Raw genomic sequence first — 21,533 nt, 5'->3', positions numbered from 1 at the left:
AGCTCTCTTATTCCTCACAGGAGTCTGCCATGGCAAAAGGTAAGTTTGAACGGACCAAACCGCACGTGAACGTGGGTACGATCGGGCACGTTGACCACGGCAAGACGACGCTGACGGCGGCGATCACGACGGTGCTGGCCAAGGCGATGGGCGGCGAAGCCAAGGGCTACGACCAGATCGACAACGCGCCCGAGGAAAAGGCGCGCGGCATCACCATCAGCACCTCGCACGTGGAATACGAAACGGCCAACCGCCACTACGCGCACGTGGACTGCCCGGGCCACGCCGACTACGTGAAGAACATGATCACGGGCGCGGCCCAGATGGACGGCGCGATTCTGGTGTGCTCGGCCGCTGACGGCCCCATGCCGCAAACGCGCGAACACATCCTGCTGGCGCGCCAGGTGGGCGTGCCCTACATCGTCGTGTTCCTGAACAAGTGCGACATGGTCGACGACGAAGAACTGCTGGAACTGGTCGAAATGGAAGTGCGCGAGCTGCTCTCCAAGTACGACTTTCCGGGCGACGACACGCCGATCATCAAGGGTTCGGCCAAGCTGGCGCTCGACGGCGACGAAGGCCCCCTGGGTTCGCAGGCCATCATGGCCCTGGCCGAGGCGCTGGACACCTATATTCCCCAGCCCGAGCGCGCCGTGGACGGCACGTTCCTGATGCCTGTGGAAGACGTGTTCTCGATCTCGGGTCGCGGCACGGTGGTGACGGGCCGCATCGAGCGCGGCGTGATCAAGGTGGGCGAGGAAATCGAGATCGTCGGCATTCACGACACGGTCAAGACCACCTGCACGGGCGTGGAAATGTTCCGCAAGCTGCTGGATCAGGGCGAAGCGGGCGATAACGTCGGTATTTTGCTGCGCGGCACCAAGCGCGAGGAAGTCGAGCGCGGCCAGGTGCTGGCCAAGCCCGGCTCGATCCATCCGCACACGGACTTCGACGCCGAGGTCTACATTCTGTCCAAGGACGAAGGCGGCCGCCACACGCCGTTCTTCAAGGGCTATCGTCCGCAGTTCTACTTCCGCACGACGGACGTGACCGGCACGATCGAGCTGCCCGAAGACAAGGAAATGGTGCTGCCGGGCGATAACGTTTCCATGAAGGTCAGCCTGATTGCGCCGATCGCCATGGAAGAAGGCCTGCGCTTCGCCATCCGCGAAGGCGGCCGCACCGTCGGCGCCGGCGTCGTCGCCAAAATCAACAAGTAATTTTGTTGTATAATGATGGGCTGGCCGCCCATCATGCTGTTTTAAAAACGGTGGTGTGTCGCCACGCCACCGTTTTTCGGGTCTAGGGGTATAGCTCAATTGGCAGAGCGTCGGTCTCCAAAACCGAAGGTTGAGGGTTCGATTCCTTCTGCCCCTGCCACCATTCATTTCACCGCCATTGCGGTGCCAGCCGCCACAACATGTCTCATCAGAACATCGAAACCGTCAACAGAACCGCAGACCGGCTCAAGCTCGGCCTGGCCGTGCTGATTCTGGCCGCAGGCATCGTGGCCTATTCGGTTCTGATCGACCAGAATATCTATGTCCGGGTGGGCGCGTTCATCGCCGGCCTGGTCGCGGCCGCCCTGATTGTCGTTTTCAGCGACACGGGCCGCCGCACCCTGGCTTTCGGCCGCGAAGCCTACAACGAAACCCGCCGCGTGGTCTGGCCTTCGCGCCAGGAAACCACCCGCATGACCGCCATCGTATTTGCCTTCGTGGTGGCCATGGGCGCGCTGTTGTGGGTGGCCGACAAGCTGCTGGGCTGGGTAATCTACGGCCTGCTGCTGGGCTGGAACTAAGGAAAAATCACTGCATGAGCAAACGATGGTACGTCGTCCATGTCTATTCAGGCATGGAAAAAAGCGTCCACAAAGCCTTGGTCGAACGCATCGAGCGCGCCGAGCTGCAGGATGCCTTTGGGCGCATTTTGGTTCCTTCCGAAGAAGTCGTCGAAATCAAGGACGGCCGTAAGTCGATCACCGAGCGCCGGATTTTCCCCGGCTACGTCCTGGTCGAAATGGAACTCACCGACGAGACCTGGCACTTGGTAAAAAGCACCAACCGCGTCACCGGGTTTCTGGGCGGCTCGGGCAATCGTCCCGCCCCGATTTCCGAACGCGAAGTCGAGAAAATCCTGTCCCAGATGGAAGAAGGCGTGGAAAAACCGCGTCCCAAGGTGCTTTTCGAGATCGGCGAAACCGTCCGGGTCAAAGAAGGCCCGTTTGCCGATTTCAACGGCAACGTCGAAGAAGTCAACTACGAGAAAAGCAAGGTTCGCGTGTCCGTCACGATTTTCGGTCGCGCCACGCCGGTCGAACTCGATTTCAGTCAGGTCGAAAAAGTCTGACATCCGCGCCGTCAGGCCGCCCCGGCCAGCCTTTTCCCGGGCTGACCGTTTCGGCCGAAGCCTGACGGCTTATTCAACCCGGGGAGCCCTGTCTTGACGGCAGGGCGCAATTACCCGACAGGAGCATCACATGGCGAAAAAAATCGTCGGCTTCATCAAGCTGCAAGTGCCAGCTGGCAAAGCCAATCCTTCTCCCCCGATCGGGCCGGCGCTGGGTCAGCGCGGTCTGAATATCATGGAATTCTGCAAGGCCTTCAATGCCAAGACCCAAGGCATGGAACCCGGTCTGCCGATCCCCGTGGTGATCACCGCGTTTGCCGACAAGAGCTTCACCTTCATCATGAAGACGCCGCCGGCCACCATCCTGATCAAGAAGGCTGCTGGCATCCAGAAGGCTTCCGCACGGCCCAATTCCGAAAAGGTCGGTTCGCTGACGCGCGCCCAGGCCGAGGAAATCGCCAAGACCAAAGAACCCGACCTGACGGCAGCCGATCTGGATGCCGCCGTTCGGACGATTGCCGGTAGCGCCCGCAGCATGGGCATTGACGTCGAAGGGGTGGTGTAATCATGGCCAAGCTCAGTAAACGCGCCGCCGCCATCGCGGCCAAGATCGACCGCACCAAACTGTACCCCGTGACCGACGCGCTGGCTTTGGTCAAGGAAACCGCCACCGCCAAGTTCGATGAATCCATCGACGTGGCCGTGCAGCTGGGCATCGACGCCCGTAAATCCGACCAGCTGGTGCGCGGCTCCGTCGTGCTGCCCGCGGGCACGGGTAAAACGATGCGGGTCGCCGTCTTCGCCCAGGGCGAAAAAGCCGAGGCCGCCAAGGCCGCCGGCGCCGATATCGTCGGCATGGACGACCTGGCCGCCAGCATCAAGGCCGGCAACATCGACTTCGACGTGGTCATCGCCTCGCCTGACACCATGCGCGTCGTGGGCGCGCTGGGCCAGGTTCTGGGTCCTCGCGGCCTGATGCCCAACCCCAAGGTCGGCACGGTCACGCCCGACGTCGCCACTGCGGTGAAAAACGCCAAGGCCGGCCAGATCCAGTATCGCACCGACAAGGCCGGCATCATCCATGCCACCATCGGTCGTGCTTCGTTCGACGTCGAAAAACTGCAGACCAACCTGGCTGCCCTGATCGAAGCCCTGAACAAGGCCCGTCCGGCTGCCGCCAAGGGTATTTACCTGCGCAAGGTCGCCGTGTCCTCCACCATGGGTGGCGGCGCGCGCGTCGAATTGGCCTCTTTGGCCGCGCAGGCTTAACAGAACTTTGGGCTGCGGTTCGCCTCCGGGCGGGCCGCTGCTGTCAAAGACCGCTAGAGCCCAAGCCCTGTTTCGGCAGGGTGGCGGCTTAATCCCGGCCACCGCCGGATCTAGCGTAGACGGCGCCCAGGAAGATTTCATTATGAACTCGTCCAGGTGCGCCGCATTCGGTTGATGCTGGGGGTTTCCCCAGTATCGTTTGAAGGAGTGTTCAACCATGAGTCTCAATCGCCAAGAAAAGGCGGTGGTCATCGAGGAAGTCTCGGCCGAAATCGGTCGCGCCCAGTCGATCGTCATTGCCGAGTACCGTGGTCTGGACGTCGCTTCCGTCACCGTATTGCGCAAAACTGCGCGAGAATCGGGGGTGTATCTGCGTGTGCTTAAAAACACGCTGGTGCGCCGCGCCCTGGCAGGCACGCCTTTCGAAGGCTTGTCCGCTCAGTTGACGGGTCCGCTGATCTACGCGATCAGCAACGACCCGGTCAGCGCTGCCAAGGTCCTGGCCGATTTCGCGAAAACCAACGGCAAACTGGTCATTTCAGGCGGGGCCTTGCCCAACAGCCTGCTGGATCAGGATGGCGTCAAGGCCCTGGCCACGATGCCGTCGCGTGATGAATTGCTGTCGATGTTGATGGGCACCATGCAGGCGCCGATCACTCAGTTTGTGCGTACGCTCAACGAAGTCCCCACCAAGTTCGTTCGTGGCCTGGCGGCCGTGCGCGATCAAAAAGAAGCTGCTTAAGTTTCTGTGGATTTCGTTCCGACATAGCGACAACCAAACCTGGCTTATTTAATTATCTGGAGTTCTAAAAATGGCAACTAAAGCTGAAATCCTGGACGCGATCGCCGCCATGAGCGTGCTCGAACTGTCCGAGCTGATCAAAGAAATGGAAGACAAATTCGGCGTGTCCGCCGCTGCGGCCGCTGTCGCCGTGGCTACCGCCCCGGCCGCTGGCGGTGCTGCCGCCGCCGAAGAACAAACCGAATTCACGGTTGTTCTGGCCGAAGTCGGCGCCAACAAGGTCAGCGTCATCAAGGCGGTTCGTGAAATCACCGGTCTGGGCCTGAAAGAAGCCAAGGATCTGGTCGATGGCGCACCGAAGCCCGTCAAGGAAGGCGTGGACAAGGCTGCCGCCGAAGACGCCAAGAAGAAGCTGGAAGACGCCGGCGCCAAGGTCGAACTGAAGTAAGACCTTGCCTGTCGCGCCCGGGGAGCCGGGGGCATGCCGAAAAGCATGCCCTAAAGCCTTCCCGGGCTTTTGCGTTTCCAGAAAACCCGCGTTTGGGGCCTTGGCCGGCCGCCGAGCCCGGTTTTCTGGAGTCGTAAACCATGGCCGTGGTTAACGGCCTAAGCAACCCTCGAGTCGGAGTGCTCATGCCTTATTCGTACACCGAAAAGAAGCGCATACGCAAGAGCTTTGCCAAGCGCGAGGACGTCCAAGGCGTCCCCTACCTGCTGGCAACGCAATTGCATTCGTTCAAGACCTTTCTGCAAGCGGATACTACACCAGCGAAACGAAAAGATGAAGGTCTGCAAGCGGCCTTCAATTCGATTTTCCCGATCGTCAGCCACAACCAGATGGCCCGCCTGGAGTTCGTCAGCTATGTGCTGGGCACCCCGGTGTTCGACGTCAAGGAATGCCAGCTGCGCGGTTTGACGTATGCGTCGCCGCTGCGCGCCAAGGTTCGTCTGGTGCTGATGGACCGCGAAGTCAGCAAACCCACCGTCAAGGAAGTCAAGGAACAAGAAGTCTACATGGGTGAAATCCCCCTGATGACGGACACTGGCTCCTTTGTGATCAACGGCACCGAGCGCGTGATTGTGTCGCAGCTGCACCGTTCGCCGGGGGTTTTCTTCGAGCACGACCGGGGCAAGACGCACAGCTCGGGCAAACTGCTGTTTTCCGCCCGGGTGATTCCGTACCGCGGCTCTTGGTTGGACTTCGAATTCGACCCGAAGGACATCCTGTTCTTCCGCATCGACCGTCGCCGCAAGATGCCGGTGACCATCTTGCTGAAGGCCCTGGGCATGACGCCCGAAGCCATTCTGGCCTATTTCTCCAGCTTCGACCACATCGCTCTGCACAACGAAGGCGGCATGCTGGAATTCGTGCCCGAGCGCTGGAAAGGCGAAGTGGCGCGCTTTGACATCAGCGACAAGAAAGGCAATGTGATCGTCGAAAAGGACAAGCGCATCAATGCCAAGCATCTGCGCGACCTGACCAACGCCAAGGTCGATCACATTTCGGTGCCCGAGGACTACCTGCTGGGGCGCATTCTGGCCAAGAACGTGGTCAGTCCCGATACCGGCGAAGTCCTGGCGCAGGCCAATGCCGAAATCACCGAATCCCTGCTGGCCGAATTCCGCACGTCGGGCATCCGCGACATCGAAACCCTCTATGTCAACGAACTGAGCGAAGGCGCGTATATTTCGCAGACGCTGCGCACCGACGACACCGCCGATCAGATGGCGGCGCGGGTGGCCATCTATCGCATGATGCGCCCGGGCGAGCCGCCCACCGAAGAAGCCGTCGAGGCTTTGTTCCAGCGCCTGTTCTATTCGGAAGACTCCTACGACCTGTCGCGGGTGGGCCGCATGAAGGTCAACAGCCGCCTGGGCCTGAACGAAGGCAATGCCGGCCCGCTGACGCTGACCGACGACGACATTTTGCACACCATCAAGGTGCTGGTCGAACTGCGCAACGGTCGCGGCCAGATCGACGATATCGACCACCTGGGCAACCGCCGCGTGCGCTGCGTGGGCGAACTCGCCGAAAATCAATTCCGCGCTGGTCTGGTGCGGGTCGAGCGCGCCGTCAAAGAACGTCTGGGCCAGGCCGAGACCGAAAACCTGATGCCGCACGACTTGATCAACTCCAAGCCGATTTCCGCCGCCATCAAGGAATTCTTCGGATCCAGCCAGCTGTCGCAGTTCATGGATCAGACCAATCCGCTGTCGGAAATCACCCATAAACGGCGGATTTCGGCCCTGGGGCCGGGCGGCCTGACGCGTGAACGCGCCGGCTTTGAGGTGCGCGATGTGCACCCCACGCACTATGGCCGCGTTTGCCCGATCGAAACCCCGGAAGGCCCGAACATCGGCCTGATCAACTCGCTGGCCCTGTACGCCCGCCTGAACGAATACGGTTTCCTGGAAACCCCGTACCGCAAGATCATCGACGGCAAGGTGTCCGACCAGATCGAATACCTGTCGGCCATCGAGGAAAGCAAGTACGTGATCGCCCAGGCCAATGCGCATCTGGACGATGACGGCCGTTTCGAGGACGACCTGGTGGCCTGCCGCGAGGCCGGCGAAACCATGCTGACGGCACCGGAAAACGTCCACTACATGGACGTGGCGCCGTCGCAGATCGTGTCCGTGGCGGCATCGCTGATTCCCTTCCTGGAACACGACGACGCCAACCGCGCCCTGATGGGGGCCAACATGCAGCGCCAGGCCGTGCCTTGCCTGCGGCCCGAAAAGCCCCTGGTGGGCACGGGGATCGAACGCACGGTAGCGGTCGACTCGGGCACCACGGTGCAGGCCACGCGGGGCGGTATCGTCGATTTCGTCGATGCCGAACGCGTCGTGATCCGGGTGAACGACGATGAAAACATCGCCGGCGAAGTCGGCGTGGACATCTACAACCTGAAAAAATACACGCGCTCCAACCAGAACACCAACATCAACCAGCGGCCCATCGTGTCGCGCGGCGATCTGGTGGCCCGAGGCGACGTGCTGGCCGACGGCGCGTCCAGCGACCTGGGCGAACTCGCCCTGGGGCAGAACATGCTGATCGCGTTCATGCCCTGGAACGGCTACAACTTCGAGGACTCGGTGCTGATCTCCGAGCGCATCGTGGCCGACGACCGCTACACGTCGATCCACATCGAAGAACTGACGGTCGTGGCCCGCGACACCAAGCTGGGGCCCGAGGAAATCACCCGCGACATCTCCAACCTGGCCGAGCTGCAGCTCAATCGCCTGGACGACTCCGGCATCGTGCACATCGGCGCCGAAGTCCGCGCCGACGACGTGCTGGTGGGCAAGGTCACGCCCAAGGGCGAGACCCAGCTGACGCCGGAAGAAAAGCTGCTGCGCGCCATCTTTGGCGAAAAGGCTTCCGACGTCAAGGACACCTCGCTGCGCGTGCCCTCCGGCATGGTCGGCACGGTCATCGACGTGCAGGTCTTCACCCGCGAGGGCATCGAGCGCGACAAGCGCGCCCAGTCCATCATCGACGACGAACTGCGCCGCTACCGCCAAGACCTGAACGACCAGCTGCGCATCGTTGAAAACGACGCCTTCGACCGCCTGCGCAAGCAGTTGCTGGGCAAGACCGCCAATGGCGGCCCGCGCAAGCTGCCCAAGGGCAGCGAATTGGCCGCCGACTACCTGGAAGACCTGGATCGCTGGCAGTGGTTCGACATCCGCCTGGCCGACGAGGACGCGGCGGTTTCCCTGGAGCAGGTCAAAGACGCCCTGGAGCAAAAACGCCACCAGTTCGATCTGGCCTTCGAGGAAAAACGCAAGAAGCTCACGCAGGGCGACGAACTGCCGCCGGGCGTGCTGAAGATGATCAAGGTCTACCTGGCCGTCAAGCGCCGCCTGCAGCCGGGCGACAAGATGGCCGGCCGTCACGGCAACAAGGGCGTGGTGTCGCGCATCACCCCGGTCGAAGACATGCCGCACATGGCCGACGGCACGCCGGTGGACATTGTGCTGAACCCGCTGGGGGTGCCGTCGCGGATGAACATCGGCCAGGTATTGGAAGTCCACCTGGGCTGGGCCGCCAAGGGCCTGGGCCAGCGTGTGGCCGACATGCTGGGCGAGGAGCGCGGCGTGCAGGTGAAATCCGTGCGCAAGCTGCTGGAAACCATCTACGGCGACACGGTCAAGCTCGAACAGCTGTCCGATGACGAAATCATGACGATGGCCGGCAATCTGCGCCGTGGCGTGCCGTTGGCCACCCCGGTCTTTGACGGGGCCGCCGAAGAAGACATCACCCACATGCTGGAAGTCGCCTATCCCGACGACATCGCCGAGCGCCTGAAGCTCACCAGCGGCCGCACGCAGGCCTGGCTGACCGATGGCCGCACGGGCGAGGAATTCGAGCGGCCCGTCACGGTGGGTTACATGCACTTCCTGAAGCTGCACCACTTGGTCGACGACAAGATGCATGCGCGTTCCACGGGGCCGTACTCGCTGGTCACGCAGCAGCCGCTGGGCGGCAAGGCCCAGTTCGGGGGTCAGCGTTTCGGGGAAATGGAAGTCTGGGCGCTGGAAGCCTACGGCGCCGCCTACACCCTGCAGGAAATGCTGACCGTGAAATCCGACGATATCTCCGGGCGCACCAAGGTCTACGAGAACATCGTCAAGGGCGATCACGTGATCGACGCGGGCATGCCCGAATCGTTCAACGTGCTGGTCAAGGAAATTCGATCCCTGTCCCTGGACATGGATCTGGAGCGTAAATAATGAAAGCGCTACTCGATCTCTTCAAGCAAGTCTCGCAGGACGAGCAATTCGATGCCATCAAGATCGGGATTGCATCGCCGGAAAAGATCCGCTCGTGGTCTTTCGGCGAGGTTCGCAAGCCTGAAACCATCAACTACCGCACGTTCAAGCCCGAACGCGACGGCCTGTTCTGCGCCAAGATCTTCGGCCCGATCAAGGACTACGAGTGCCTGTGCGGCAAGTACAAGCGCCTGAAGCACCGCGGCGTCATCTGCGAAAAATGTGGTGTGGAAGTCACGGTGGCCAAGGTGCGCCGCGAGCGCATGGGCCACATCGAACTCGCCAGCCCGGTGGCGCACATCTGGTTCCTGAAGTCCCTGCCGTCGCGTCTGGGCATGGTTCTGGACATGACGCTGCGCGACATCGAGCGCGTGCTGTACTTCGAGGCCTGGTGCGTGATCGAGCCCGGCATGACGCCGCTCAAGCGCGGCCAGATCATGTCCGATGACGACTACCTGTCCAAGACCGAAGAATACGGCGACGACTTCCAGGCCCTGATGGGGGCCGAGGCCGTGCGCGAACTGCTGCGCACCATCGACATCGACGCCGAGGTCGAGCGCCTGCGCGCCGAACTCAAGGCCACCGGCTCGGATGCCAAGATCAAGAAAATCTCCAAGCGCCTGAAAGTGCTGGAAGGTTTTCAAAAGTCCGGCATCAAGCCCGACTGGATGATCATGGAAGTGCTGCCGGTGCTGCCGCCGGATCTGCGCCCGCTGGTGCCGCTGGACGGCGGGCGTTTCGCCACGTCCGACCTCAACGACCTGTACCGCCGCGTCATCAACCGCAACAACCGCCTGAAGCGCCTGCTGGAACTGAAGGCCCCGGACATCATTCTGCGCAATGAAAAGCGCATGCTGCAGGAATCCGTCGATTCGCTGCTGGACAATGGCCGCCGCGGCAAGGCCATGACGGGGGCCAACAAACGCCAGCTGAAATCCCTGTCCGACATGATCAAGGGCAAGAGCGGCCGCTTCCGCCAGAACCTGCTGGGCAAGCGCGTCGATTATTCCGGCCGTTCCGTGATCGTGGTGGGGCCGCAGCTGCGCCTGCACCAGTGCGGCCTGCCCAAGCTGATGGCGCTGGAACTGTTCAAGCCCTTTATCTTCAACCGCCTGGAAATGATGGGTCTGGCCACGACCATCAAGGCGGCCAAGAAGCTGGTCGAAAGCCAGGAACCCGTGGTCTGGGACATCCTGGAAGAAGTCATCCGCGAACACCCGGTGATGCTGAACCGCGCACCGACGCTGCACCGTCTGGGCATCCAGGCTTTCGAGCCCCAACTGATCGAAGGCAAGGCCATCCAGCTGCATCCGCTGGTGTGCGCCGCCTTCAACGCCGACTTCGACGGCGACCAGATGGCCGTGCACGTCCCGCTGTCGCTGGAAGCCCAGCTGGAAGCCCGCACCCTGATGCTGGCTTCCAACAACGTGCTGTTCCCGGCCAACGGCGAACCCGCCATCGTGCCGTCGCAGGACATCGTGCTGGGCCTGTACTACGCCACGCGTGAACGTATCAACGGCAAGGGCGAGGGCATGTTCCTGGCCGACCTGGCCGAAGTTCAGCGCGCCTACGACAATCACGAAGTCGAACTGCAAAGCCGCATCACCACCCGGGTTCCCGAATACGCCAAGGGCGAGGACGGCGAGTGGCACGAGCAGGTCATCCGCCACCAGACCACGGTGGGCCGGGCCTTGCTATCCGAGATCCTGCCCCAGGGCCTGCCGTTCAGCGTGCTGAACAAGTCCCTGAAGAAGAAAGAAATCTCCAAGCTCATCAATATGTCGTACCGGCGCTGCGGCCTGCGGGCCACGGTGATCTTCGCCGACAAGCTGATGCAGTCCGGCTATCGCCTGGCCACGCGCGCCGGGGTGTCCATCGCCATGGGCGACATGGTGGTGCCCACCGCCAAGCGCGACATCCTGGCCCAGGCTTCGGCCGAGGTCAAGGAAATCGACCGCCAGTATTCGTCCGGCCTGGTCACGGCCCAGGAACGCTACAACAACGTGGTGGACATCTGGGGCAAGGCCGGCGACCGCGTCGGCAAGGCCATGATGGAACAGCTCTCGACCGAGCCCGTCATCGACCGCCACGGCAAGGAAGCGCGCCAGGAATCCTTCAACTCCATCTATATGATGGCGGATTCCGGCGCCCGGGGCTCGGCGGCCCAGATTCGCCAGCTGGCCGGGATGCGCGGCCTGATGGCCAAACCGGACGGCTCGATCATCGAGACCCCCATCACGGCCAACTTCCGCGAAGGCCTGAACGTGCTGCAGTACTTTATCTCCACGCACGGGGCGCGCAAAGGCCTGGCCGATACGGCGCTGAAGACCGCCAACTCGGGCTACCTGACGCGCCGTCTGGTGGACGTGACCCAGGATCTGGTCATCACCGAAGACGATTGCGGCACCACGCACGGCTACGTCATGAAAGCCCTGCTGGAAGGCGGCGAAGTCGTCGAGGCCCTGGGCGACCGCGTCCTGGGCCGTGTGGCGGCCATTGACGTCGTCAACCCGGACACCCAGGAAACCGTCATCCCGGCAGGCACGTTGCTGGACGAAGACAAGGTCGAACTCATCGAACAGTTGAACATCGACGAGGTCAAGATCCGCACGCCGCTGACCTGCGAAACACGCCACGGCCTGTGCGCCCATTGCTATGGGCGCGATCTGGGACGGGGTTCGCTGGTGAACAAGGGCGAGGCCGTCGGGGTGATTGCCGCCCAGTCGATCGGCGAACCCGGCACGCAGCTGACGATGCGCACGTTCCACATCGGCGGGGCCGCATCGCGTTCCGCCATGGCCAGTTCCATCGAGACCAAATCCGCCGGTTCGGTGGGCTTCGCCATCGGTCTGCGCTATCTGACCAACGCCAAGGGCGACCGCATCGCGGTGTCGCGCTCGGGCGAAATCGTGGTCTACGACGATAACCGCCGCGAACGCGAACGCCACAAGGTGCCGTATGGCGCCACCATCCTGGTGGGCGATAGCGACACCATCAAGGCCGGAACCAAGCTGGCGTCCTGGGATCCCTTGACCCGCCCGATCGTGTCCGAATACACCGGCACGATCCGCTTTGCCAACATCGAGGAAGGCGTGACCGTCGCCAAGCAGGTGGACGAAATCACCGGCCTGTCCACGCTGGTGGTGATTACGCCCAAGACCCGCGGCACCAAGGGTGCCGGGCGGCCGCAAATCCTGCTGCTGGACGATCAAGGGCAGGAAATCAAGGTGGCGGGCACCGAGCACGCGGTGGCGATTTCGCTGCCCGTGGGCGCGCTGATCACCGTGCGCGACGGCCAGGCCGTCGGCGTGGGCGACTTCCTGGCGCGGATTCCGCAAGAATCGCAAAAGACCCGCGACATTACCGGGGGTCTGCCGCGCGTGGCCGAGCTGTTCGAGGCCCGTTCCCCCAAAGACGCGGGCGTACTGGCGGAAGTCACCGGCACCGTGTCTTTCGGCAAGGACACCAAGGGCAAGCAGCGCCTGGTCATCACCGACATGGAAGGCGTCAGCCACGAATTCCTGATTTCCAAGGAAAAGCAGGTGCTGGTGCACGACGGCCAGGTGGTCAACAAGGGCGAACTGGTGGTCGACGGCCCCGCCGACCCGCACGATATCCTGCGCCTGCAGGGGATCGAGCCGCTGGCTTCTTATGTGGTCAACGAAGTCCAGGACGTCTATCGTCTGCAGGGCGTGAAGATCAACGACAAGCACATTGAAGTCATCGTGCGCCAGATGCTGCGCCGCGTGAACATCACCAACCCGGGCGATACCGACTTCATCACCGGCGAACAGGTGGAGCGCGCCGAACTGCTGAACGCCAACGACCGCATGGAAGCCGAAGGCAAGCTGCCGGCCACCTATGACAACATCCTGCTGGGCATCACCAAGGCCTCGCTGTCCACCGATTCGTTCATCTCGGCGGCTTCCTTCCAGGAAACCACCCGGGTGCTGACCGAAGCGGCCATCATGGGCAAGCGCGACGACCTGCGCGGCCTGAAGGAAAACGTCATCGTGGGCCGCTTGATCCCGGCCGGTACCGGCATGTCCTACCATGCCGCCCGCCACGACAGGGAAATCTTCGAAGCCGCCGAGCGCGCCGCCGCCCGCGAACTCGCCAACCCGTTTGCCGATCCGTCGGAAATGGCGCACGTCGGATCCGATGACGCCGGCACAGCGGCGGATCCCGCCGCCGGCCTGGATGCCGCTGCCGAAGAATAAATAAGCCGGCGATGGCAGGCCCTGGTTTTCGATGCTTGAAAACCAGGGCCTGTTTTTTATGTCGCGCCGCGCATCGCCCAACGCGCTCACTTGCGCCCGTAAGTGGCGTCGTGATCGGGGGAAGCCGGGTTGTTCAAGTCCAGCCGGACGGTGGCTTCATCGCTGGCGGGGTGGGACTGCGCCCACGCCAGCGCTTCGTGCAGGTCGGCGGCGGCCGCCTCGCTGTGCAGCCAGCGTTCGTTGTCCGGCACCACGGTGGCCGTGCGCACCAGCCATACGCCGGGCTCCTGTTCTTCTACCAGCACCTGGCGCCCAGCGAACTGCTTACCCAGGGAAATCTGCCCGTTGGCACCAACGAGCTTCACCACGGGCGGGTGGGCGAGTGTAGGCATGGTTGCCTCCAATCAATACCGAAATACGAAGGCACTATAGTACGAAAATAGAATGCAACCGCAACCGCGTTGCCCGGATATGACTCTTCAGACGAGTTTCAGCCGCTGGGCGAACAAGGCCGCTTCGGCGCGGCTGCTGATATTCAGCTTGCGGTAAATGGACTTGACGTGATCCCCCACGGTATGACGGGAAATCCCCAGCAACCGGCCGATTTCGGATAAGCGCAGGCCCTTGGCCAGCAGACTGAGCACTTCTTTTTCGCGTTCGCTCAGGCCGCCGTCTTCGATCTCGGGGGCTGCTTGCTGAAAATACTGGATCAGCCGCCGGGCAATGGCCGGCGACAGGGGCGGCAGGCCCGAGCCCATGCCCTGCAACTGCAGGCGAACCTGGTCGGCGGGCTGCCCTTTCAGGAGGTAGCCCTGAGCCCCGGCCTTCAAGGCCGACACCAGCGCGTCGTCATCCTCGAAAATCGTGCTGACCACGCACAGACATTGGCTTTGCTGCCGGCGCAGCCGGGTAATCAGGGCGCAGCCATTGCCATCGCCCAGTTCCAGGTCGATCAGGGCCAGGTCGTAGCGCTGCGTCGGCAAGGCGCGCAAGGCGGCGTCCAGGCTGTCGGCGTGCACCTGCCGCGCGGCGGGAAAGACGGACTGAACCAGGCCGGCCAGCAGGGCCAGCGCATCCGGCTGGTCGTCCACCAGCAGACAGTGGCGGATCGGCTGGCCGGCGGCCGGGAAGGGGGGCGGTATTTTCATGGGGGTTCTCATCCTGTCCGGCCGCGCATCATGGCGTCGAAATGATGGCGTCAATTATGCGGGAATGTTATGGTACGCGATCACATTTTCCCACCTGCGGCCCCCTTCCTGCCCCGTCCGACATGAAGATTCCAGATTTTGCGCCTGGCAGACGCTTGCTGGCCGCCGCCGTTTTTGGTGTGCTGCTGATCATTGCGCTTGTGTATATGGCACAAAGCCGGCCCTGGCTGGGCCTGCACCTGGCCTGGAGCCACCAGGATCAGGCCGCCATCGTGCTGGCGCATCAAGGGCCCGGGGCGCATATCCCGGTCGGCAGTCAGCTGGTGGCTATCCAGGGCGGGGGCGATATCCACCGGTTCAGCGCGCTGGACTTCATTGTCGAGCCCGATGGCAATGTCCGCACATACCCCGAATATCATCAATTCTTGAAAAACATGGGGCAGCTGGCCGACATCCAGGATGCGCCCCGGGTGCAACTCAGCGACCGCCAGGGCCGGATATTCAGCCTGACGCCGGCGCCTTGGCGGCCGCTGTGGACGCTGCCCGTGGATTTCTGGGTGCAAGTCGCCGTGGGGCTGATTGCCTGGCTGATTGTCTCCGCCGTCTGGGCGTTTCGGCCCCGGCAAAGCGGCGTGCGCTACTTGCTGTTCAATGGGGCCACCACGCTGATGTTTGCTCCGGGTGCGGCGGTCTACACCACCCGGGAGCTGGCTATCCCCTTGAGCGAAATGATCGTCCTGAAAACCATGAATTTCGGCGGCGGCTTGATGTTTTGCGCCAGTTTTACCGCCTTGCTGCTGGTGTATCCGCGGCGCCTGGCCCCCGCCTGGCTGGGTTTGCTGATCCTGTCCGCCTATGCGCTGTGGTTCGTGGCCCAGGCCTTTGGCGCCTTCGACTCCGTCATGCTGGGGCGCCGGGTTCCGGTGTTCGCGGCGCTGATCGCCAGCACCGCGCTGGCATTGATCCAGTGGCTGAGGGCATACCGCGACCCCATCGCCCGGGCGGCGCTGCGCTGGTTTCTGCTGTCCTGGCTGGTGGGGGTCAGCCTGTTTGTCCTGCTGATCATGGTGCCGCAGATCATCGAGGTCGATACCGGGCGTCTGCAGGGTTACAGCTTTCTGCTGTTTCTCTTGATGTATGGCGGTATCGCGCTGGGGGTGCTGCGCTATCGCCTGTTCGACCTGGGCCTCTGGTGGTTCAGGGCGATTGCCTGGGTGGTGGGCGCGCTGGCCCTGGTCGGGTTGGATTTGCTGCTGGTATTCGGCCTGCAACTGCCCTCGGGCTGGTCGCTCAGTCTGTCGCTGCTGGTTTGCGCATTGTTGTGGCTGCCTTTTCGCAATTGGCTGTGGGCGCGGCTTGTTTCGCCGCCCGTGCCGCCGGGCAACCTGTTCAATAGTGTGACCCGCGTGGCGCTGGCCCCCAGCGCCGATGAATGCACGCGCCGCTGGAAAGCCCTGCTGCAGGCGCAGTTCGCTCCTTTGGAGATCCAGGCGGTTGCCGCCCAGGAGCAAGTGACCCTGGGTGACGATGGTCTCAGCCTGAGCTTCCCCGCCGCCGCCCACGCCCCCGCCTTGCGGCTGCGCTATCCCGGCCAGGGCCGGCGCTTGTTCAGTTCGCTGGACTTGGCCCGCGCGCGCCAGATCAGCGCCATGCTGGCCTATGCGGAAGAAAGCCGCGAAGCCTATGCCCAGGGGGCGCGTGAAGAACGCCAGCGCATTGCCCAGGATCTGCATGACGATCTGGGGGCCATTCTGCTGTCCGGCCTGCACCAGCGCAATCTGGATCAGGCCCACGACAGCCTGACCCAGGCCATGGGGGAAATGCGGGTGATCGTGCAGGGTTTGAGCGGCGAACAGCACCCCTGGGCCGCCGTGCAGGCCGATTTGCGCTCTGAACTGGCGAACCGCCTGGAAGCGGCCGGCATCCAGCTGGATTGGCGGGATCGGGCGCTCGACCCCGGCCTGCAGCTGGATTATGTCGTCTTCAAGCACTTGACGTCCGTTCTGCGAGAGCTGATCAGCAATGTGATCCGCCACGCGCAAGCCAGCCGGGTGGCCGTCGACATCCAGTGCGATCAGGGCGCGCTGATCCTGTCGGTCTCGGACAACGGCTGCGGCCTGAGCGCTGACCGGCCCGATTGCGGCGGCCATGGCCTGGCCAACCTGCGCCGCCGTCTGGATGCGCTGGGGGGATCGGTGCGGGCGTTAGAATCGACCCGACAAGGCACCGCCTTGCAGCTGTTCATACCGCTGGAAGCGGGCCGAAACACTTGAAAGCCAAGGATCGAAACACCGACATGACCGACCAATATGCCGTCATTGGCAACCCGATTGCGCAATCCAAGTCGCCCATTATCCATGCCGCCTTCGCCCGCCAGTTGGGGCACGATCTGTCCTACGAGGCTTTGCTGGCCGAGGTGGATGATTTCGACGCCACGGTGCGGGGGTTCATTGCGCGAGGCGGCAAGGGCATGAACGTCACCGCGCCCTTCAAGCTGCAGGCGCTGGCCCTGTCGGATCGCCTGAGCGCGCGCGCGCAGGCCGCCCAGGCGGTCAATACCCTGAGCTTTACGCCGGATGGCATTCTGGGCGACAACACGGACGGCCTGGGCTTGGTGCAGGATATCCGCGATCAGATCGGCAAGCCTTTGGCCGGGGCCCGGGTGCTGCTGGTGGGGGCGGGCGGCGCGGCGCGGGGCGTGCTGCTGCCCTTGCTGCAGGCCGGGCCGCGCCAGCTGCTGCTGCTCAACCGCAGCGTCGAGAAAGCCCGGGCCTTGATTGCGCCCTGGGCCGGCGCTTATCCGGTGGCCGCCGGCGATTTGGCGGCCGGGGCCGGCGGCCGCTTCGATGTGGTCATCAACGCGACTTCCGCCGGCTTGAGCGCGCAGGGGCTGGATCTGGGCGCCGGCCTGTATGCGCCCGATGCATTGGCTTACGATATGGTCTACGGCAAGGGCGACACGCCGTTCATGGCCGATGCCCGCCGCCAGGGCGCCGCGCGGGTGGCGGATGGGTTGGGCATGCTGGTGGGGCAGGCCGCCGAGTCTTTCGTCATTTGGCGGGGCGTGCGCCCGGACGTGGCGGCCGTGCGGGCCTTGTTGCGGCAATATTGAAGGGCCCTTGATTGAAGGGCCTTTGATTACCCCGCCGGGCCCTGTGCGCCGTGCCCCGGGCGGCTATTGCGTTTTTGCGCGGGCGGGGGAAATCGCCCCCACGGCCGCCCGCAGGCCCAGCAGATAACTGTCCGCGCCGAAACCGCAGATTTGCCCGCGCACGATCGGGGCCAGCACGGATTCGTGGCGGAAGGCTTCGCGGGCATGGATGTTGGACATGTGCACTTCGATCACCGGGCGGCGCAGGATCGCCAGGGCGTCGCGGATGGCGTAGCTGTAGTGCGTCCAGGCGCCCGCGTTGATCAGCACGGCGTCGGCGCCGTCGGCGTGCGCCTGGTGGATGCGCTCGACCATGACGCCTTCGTGGTTGGTCTGGAAGCAGTCCAGCCGTACCTGCAGTTCCGCCGCCAGCCGATGCAGTTGCCGGTCGATATCGGCCAACGTCACCGTGCCGTATTGGGCCGGGTCGCGCTGGCCGAACAGGTTCAGGTTGACGCCGTGCAGGACAAGGATGTTCATGGCTAGATCTTCTTGCTGTTCCAGAAGATTGCATGCTACACTGGATGGCTTATCAAATAAAGGCCCGCTTCTGGTATGCGCCAAGCAAGTGGGCTATTTGTGTAGTAGCCGCGCCCGGGAAACCACCCGGGCAAACCCGGGCCGCAAAAACCCGGGGTGGATTGTGCAAGGCCCGCTCTTTTACGTATTCGTGTCAGGCGGATTTTGTACATGTCACCTGAACATCGACGTAAAGTACGCAAGTACAAAGGAAGCATAAAAGGTCATGCCTACCATTGCTCAACTGCTGCGCAAGCCGCGCCAGGTCAGCCGCGAAAACAGCAAGAGCCCGGCCCTGGAAAACTGCCCCCAGCGCCGTGGCGTGTGCACCCGCGTGTACACCACCACTCCTAAAAAGCCTAACTCCGCCCTGCGCAAGGTCGCCAAGGTGCGCCTTACCAATGGCTACGAGGTCATCTCGTACATCGGCGGCGAAGGCCACAACCTGCAAGAACACTCCGTGGTTCTGGTGCGGGGCGGCCGGGTCAAGGACTTGCCGGGTGTGCGCTATCACATCGTGCGCGGGTCGCTCGACCTCCAAGGCGTGAAAGACCGCAAGCAGGCCCGTTCCAAATACGGCGCCAAGCGGCCCAAGAAGTAATCAACCGCCGTTCTGCCGTTCCCCATCGGCCGTGTATCGGCCAACAACGTGCAGCCAGGGCCATTTGGCTTTGGCAGGTAAGTGGCTCTCCTGATGGAAGCCGTGGCCGCACAGTGCGGCTCAACTGAATCGTCACAAGGAAATCGAAATGCCTCGTCGTCGCGAAGTACCCAAGCGTGAAATCCTCCCAGATCCCAAGTTCGGCAGTGTCGAGCTGGCCAAATTCATGAACGTCGTCATGCTGTCCGGCAAAAAAGCCGTGGCGGAACGCATCGTGTATGGCGCCTTTGACCAGATCCAGGCCAAAACCGGGAAGGAACCCATCGAAGTCTTCAATACCGCCATCAACAACATCAAGCCCGTGGTCGAAGTCAAGTCCCGCCGCGTGGGTGGTGCCAATTACCAGGTTCCGGTCGAAGTCCGCCCCGTGCGCCGCCTGGCCCTGGCCATGCGTTGGTTGCGCGAAGCCGCCAAGAAACGCGGCGAGAAGTCCATGGATCTGCGTCTGGCGGGCGAACTCATGGACGCCGCCGAAGGCCGCGGCGGCGCCATGAAAAAACGCGAGGACACCCACAAGATGGCAGAAGCCAACAAGGCCTTCAGCCACTTCCGTTGGTAATCCGACCGGCCATTCACCAGGAAACACATCATGTCTCGCAAGACCCCTATCCAGCGCTACCGCAACATCGGTATTTCCGCGCACATTGATGCCGGCAAGACCACCACGACCGAGCGCATTCTGTTCTACACCGGCGTCAACCACAAGATTGGCGAAACCCATGAGGGCTCCGCCACCATGGACTGGATGGAGCAGGAGCAGGAACGCGGCATCACCATCACGTCGGCGGCCACCACTGCCTTCTGGAGGGGGATGGAACACCAGTACGACGAACACCGCATCAACATCATCGACACCCCGGGCCACGTGGACTTCACCATCGAAGTCGAACGCTCCATGCGGGTGCTGGATGGCGCCTGCATGGTGTATTGCGCCGTGGGCGGCGTGCAGCCGCAGTCCGAAACCGTCTGGCGTCAGGCCAACAAGTACGGCGTGCCGCGCTTGGCCTTCGTCAACAAGATGGATCGCACCGGCGCCAACTTCTTCAAGGTCTACGAGCAGATGCGCACGCGTCTGAAGGCCAACCCTGTGCCTATCGTCATCCCCATCGGGGCCGAGGACACCTTCAAGGGCGTCATCGACCTGACCAAGATGAAAGGCATTATCTGGGATGAAGCCTCTCAGGGCACCAAGTTCGATTACATCGATGTGCCTGCCGAAATGGCCGAAGAAGCCGCCAAGTGGCGCGAAAACCTGGTCGAAGCCGCCGCCGAAGCCAACGAGGAACTGATGAACAAGTACCTCGAAGACGGCGAACTCACCGAACAGGAAATCGACAAGGGTATTCGCCTGCGCACCATCGCGGGTGAAATCCAGCCGATGCTGTGCGGCACCGCCTTCAAGAACAAGGGCGTGCAGCGCATGCTGGACGCGGTCATCGACTACCTGCCCTCCCCGGTGGACATCCCCCCGATGGAAGGCACGGACGACGAAGGCAATGTGGTCACCCGCAAGGCCGACGACAGCGAAAAACTGGCGGCCCTGGCCTTCAAGCTGATGACCGACCCGTTCGTTGGCCAATTGACCTTCATCCGCGTGTACTCGGGCGTGCTGAAGTCCGGCGATACCGTCTTCAACCCCATCAAGGGCAAGAAAGAACGCATCGGCCGCATCCTGCAGATGCACGCCAACAACCGCGCCGAACTCAAAGAAGTCGTGGCTGGCGACATCGCCGCCGTCGTGGGCCTGAAAGACGTCACCACGGGTGAAACCCTGTGCGACGTGGGCGATCACGTCCTGCTCGAAAAAATGGAGTTCCCGGAACCCGTGATTTCCCAGGCCGTCGAACCCAAGTCCAAGGCCGACCAGGAAAAAATGGGCATCGCCCTGTCGCGCCTGGCGGCTGAAGATCCGTCCTTCCGCGTGCACAGCGACGAAGAATCCGGCCAGACCATCATCTCCGGCATGGGCGAACTGCACCTCGAAGTGCTGGTCGACCGCATGCGCCGCGAATTCAACGTCGAAGCCAACGTCGGCAAGCCCCAGGTGGCCTACCGCGAAACCATCCGCAAGACCTGCGAAGAAGTCGAAGGCAAGTTCGTCAAGCAATCCGGCGGGCGCGGCCAGTACGGCCACGTCGTGCTCAAGCTCGAACCCCTGGAACCCGGCAGCGGCTACGAATTCGTGGACGCCATCAAGGGCGGGGTGGTGCCGCGTGAGTTCATCCCGGCGGTCGACAAGGGCATCCAGGAAACCCTGCCTGCGGGCGTGGTGGCCGGCTATCCGGTGGTCGACGTCAAGGTGACGCTGTTCTTCGGTTCGTACCACGACGTGGACTCGAACGAAAACGCCTTCAAGATGGCCGGCTCCATGGCCTTCAAGGAAGGCATGCGCAAGGCCAGCCCGGTGCTGCTCGAACCCATGATGCACGTGGAAGTCGAGACCCCGGAAGACTACGCCGGCACGGTGATGGGCGATTTGTCCTCGCGGCGCGGCATGGTTCAGGGCATGGATGACATCCCGGGCGGCGGCAAGAACATCAAGGCCGAGGTTCCCCTGGCCGAAATGTTCGGTTATGCGACCAGCCTGCGTTCACAGACGCAAGGCCGCGCCACCTACACGATGGAATTCAAGCAGTACGCAGAGGCCCCGCGCAACGTGGCCGAAGAAGTCATCGCCGCTCGCGGCAAGTAATTATTG

At 62.8% G+C, this 21,533-nt stretch carries 17 protein-coding genes and 1 tRNA gene; 15 read left to right on the top strand and 3 right to left on the bottom strand.

What is annotated here, in order from left to right; all coding sequences use genetic code 11:
* Positions 1–29: 29 nt before the first annotated feature.
* The 10 genes from tuf to rpoC all read left to right on the top strand — a co-directional run bounded on the left by tuf (position 30) and on the right by rpoC (position 13,356).
* Positions 30–1,220, top strand: a complete 1,191-nt coding sequence (tuf, locus tag ACMHYJ_RS04435; RefSeq protein ID WP_414244985.1) for an elongation factor Tu — start codon at positions 30–32, stop codon at positions 1,218–1,220.
* A gap of 84 nt (positions 1,221–1,304) precedes the next feature.
* Positions 1,305–1,380, top strand: a tRNA-Trp gene (locus tag ACMHYJ_RS04430).
* A 40-nt stretch (positions 1,381–1,420) separates the two neighbouring features.
* Positions 1,421–1,801 carry a preprotein translocase subunit SecE gene (secE, locus tag ACMHYJ_RS04425; RefSeq protein ID WP_414244999.1) on the top strand — a complete coding sequence of 127 codons (381 nt, stop codon included), beginning with the start codon at positions 1,421–1,423 and terminating at the stop codon, positions 1,799–1,801.
* 14 nt (positions 1,802–1,815) lie between these two features.
* Positions 1,816–2,349 carry a transcription termination/antitermination protein NusG gene (gene nusG / locus ACMHYJ_RS04420; protein ID WP_414244998.1) on the top strand — a complete coding sequence of 178 codons (534 nt, stop codon included), beginning with the start codon at positions 1,816–1,818 and terminating at the stop codon, positions 2,347–2,349.
* Positions 2,350–2,479: 130 nt separating this feature from the next.
* Positions 2,480–2,914, top strand: coding sequence for a 50S ribosomal protein L11 (rplK, locus tag ACMHYJ_RS04415; protein ID WP_414244997.1), 435 nt, complete (start codon positions 2,480–2,482; stop codon positions 2,912–2,914).
* A gap of 2 nt (positions 2,915–2,916) precedes the next feature.
* Positions 2,917–3,618: a 50S ribosomal protein L1 gene (gene rplA / locus ACMHYJ_RS04410; RefSeq protein ID WP_414244996.1), complete on the top strand. Its 702-nt coding sequence runs from the start codon at positions 2,917–2,919 to the stop codon at positions 3,616–3,618.
* A gap of 217 nt (positions 3,619–3,835) precedes the next feature.
* Complete coding sequence (gene rplJ, locus ACMHYJ_RS04405; RefSeq protein ID WP_414244995.1) at positions 3,836–4,360, top strand: 50S ribosomal protein L10; 525 nt, start codon at positions 3,836–3,838, stop codon at positions 4,358–4,360.
* A 70-nt stretch (positions 4,361–4,430) separates the two neighbouring features.
* Entirely contained in the window at positions 4,431–4,808 is a 378-nt protein-coding gene (gene rplL / locus ACMHYJ_RS04400) for a 50S ribosomal protein L7/L12 (protein WP_414244994.1), read from the top strand.
* Between the two features lie 185 nt (positions 4,809–4,993).
* On the top strand, positions 4,994–9,097 hold the full coding sequence (rpoB, locus tag ACMHYJ_RS04395) for a DNA-directed RNA polymerase subunit beta (RefSeq protein WP_414244993.1): 4,104 nt from the start codon (positions 4,994–4,996) through the stop codon (positions 9,095–9,097).
* Complete coding sequence (gene rpoC / locus ACMHYJ_RS04390) at positions 9,097–13,356, top strand: DNA-directed RNA polymerase subunit beta' (RefSeq protein ID WP_414244992.1); 4,260 nt, start codon at positions 9,097–9,099, stop codon at positions 13,354–13,356. The genes rpoB and rpoC overlap by 1 nt, the downstream gene beginning before the upstream one ends.
* 86 nt (positions 13,357–13,442) lie before the next feature.
* On the opposite strand, the gene ACMHYJ_RS04385 is transcribed toward rpoC, so the two are convergent.
* Positions 13,443–13,748, bottom strand: a complete 306-nt coding sequence (locus ACMHYJ_RS04385; RefSeq protein WP_414244991.1) for a hypothetical protein — start codon at positions 13,746–13,748, stop codon at positions 13,443–13,445.
* Positions 13,749–13,835: 87 nt separating this feature from the next.
* Positions 13,836–14,504 (bottom strand): response regulator, encoded by a 669-nt coding sequence (locus ACMHYJ_RS04380; protein ID WP_414244990.1) that lies wholly within the window; start codon positions 14,502–14,504, stop codon positions 13,836–13,838.
* 122 nt (positions 14,505–14,626) lie between these two features.
* Here ACMHYJ_RS04380 and ACMHYJ_RS04375 point away from each other — a divergent pair, with 122 nt between their 5' ends.
* Together ACMHYJ_RS04375 and aroE are read left to right on the top strand one after the other, a co-directional pair.
* Positions 14,627–16,777, top strand: a complete 2,151-nt coding sequence (locus ACMHYJ_RS04375) for a sensor histidine kinase (RefSeq protein ID WP_414244989.1) — start codon at positions 14,627–14,629, stop codon at positions 16,775–16,777.
* A gap of 23 nt (positions 16,778–16,800) precedes the next feature.
* Positions 16,801–17,616: a shikimate dehydrogenase gene (gene aroE / locus ACMHYJ_RS04370; RefSeq protein ID WP_414244988.1), complete on the top strand. Its 816-nt coding sequence runs from the start codon at positions 16,801–16,803 to the stop codon at positions 17,614–17,616.
* Between the two features lie 63 nt (positions 17,617–17,679).
* On the opposite strand, the gene aroQ is transcribed toward aroE, so the two are convergent.
* The gene (gene aroQ, locus ACMHYJ_RS04365; protein WP_414244987.1) at positions 17,680–18,135 is read right to left on the bottom strand and encodes a type II 3-dehydroquinate dehydratase; all 456 of its coding nucleotides are present in this window, start codon (positions 18,133–18,135) and stop codon (positions 17,680–17,682) included.
* Between the two features lie 265 nt (positions 18,136–18,400).
* On the opposite strand from aroQ, the gene rpsL reads away from it, so the two are divergent.
* From rpsL to fusA, 3 genes are all read left to right on the top strand, one after another.
* Entirely contained in the window at positions 18,401–18,775 is a 375-nt protein-coding gene (gene rpsL, locus ACMHYJ_RS04360; protein WP_322995767.1) for a 30S ribosomal protein S12, read from the top strand.
* A 148-nt stretch (positions 18,776–18,923) separates the two neighbouring features.
* Positions 18,924–19,394 carry a 30S ribosomal protein S7 gene (rpsG, locus tag ACMHYJ_RS04355; RefSeq protein WP_298014796.1) on the top strand — a complete coding sequence of 157 codons (471 nt, stop codon included), beginning with the start codon at positions 18,924–18,926 and terminating at the stop codon, positions 19,392–19,394.
* A 30-nt stretch (positions 19,395–19,424) separates the two neighbouring features.
* Positions 19,425–21,527, top strand: a complete 2,103-nt coding sequence (gene fusA, locus ACMHYJ_RS04350; protein ID WP_414244986.1) for an elongation factor G — start codon at positions 19,425–19,427, stop codon at positions 21,525–21,527.
* The last annotated feature ends 6 nt before the right edge of the window (positions 21,528–21,533 follow it).

The sequence above is a fragment of the Castellaniella hirudinis genome (genome assembly GCF_047468865.1).
GTDB lineage: Bacteria > Pseudomonadota > Gammaproteobacteria > Burkholderiales > Burkholderiaceae_B > Castellaniella > Castellaniella hirudinis_A.
The sequence above is the reverse complement of the archived record's forward strand: the minus strand, read 5'-3'. Positions and strand labels throughout refer to the sequence as shown.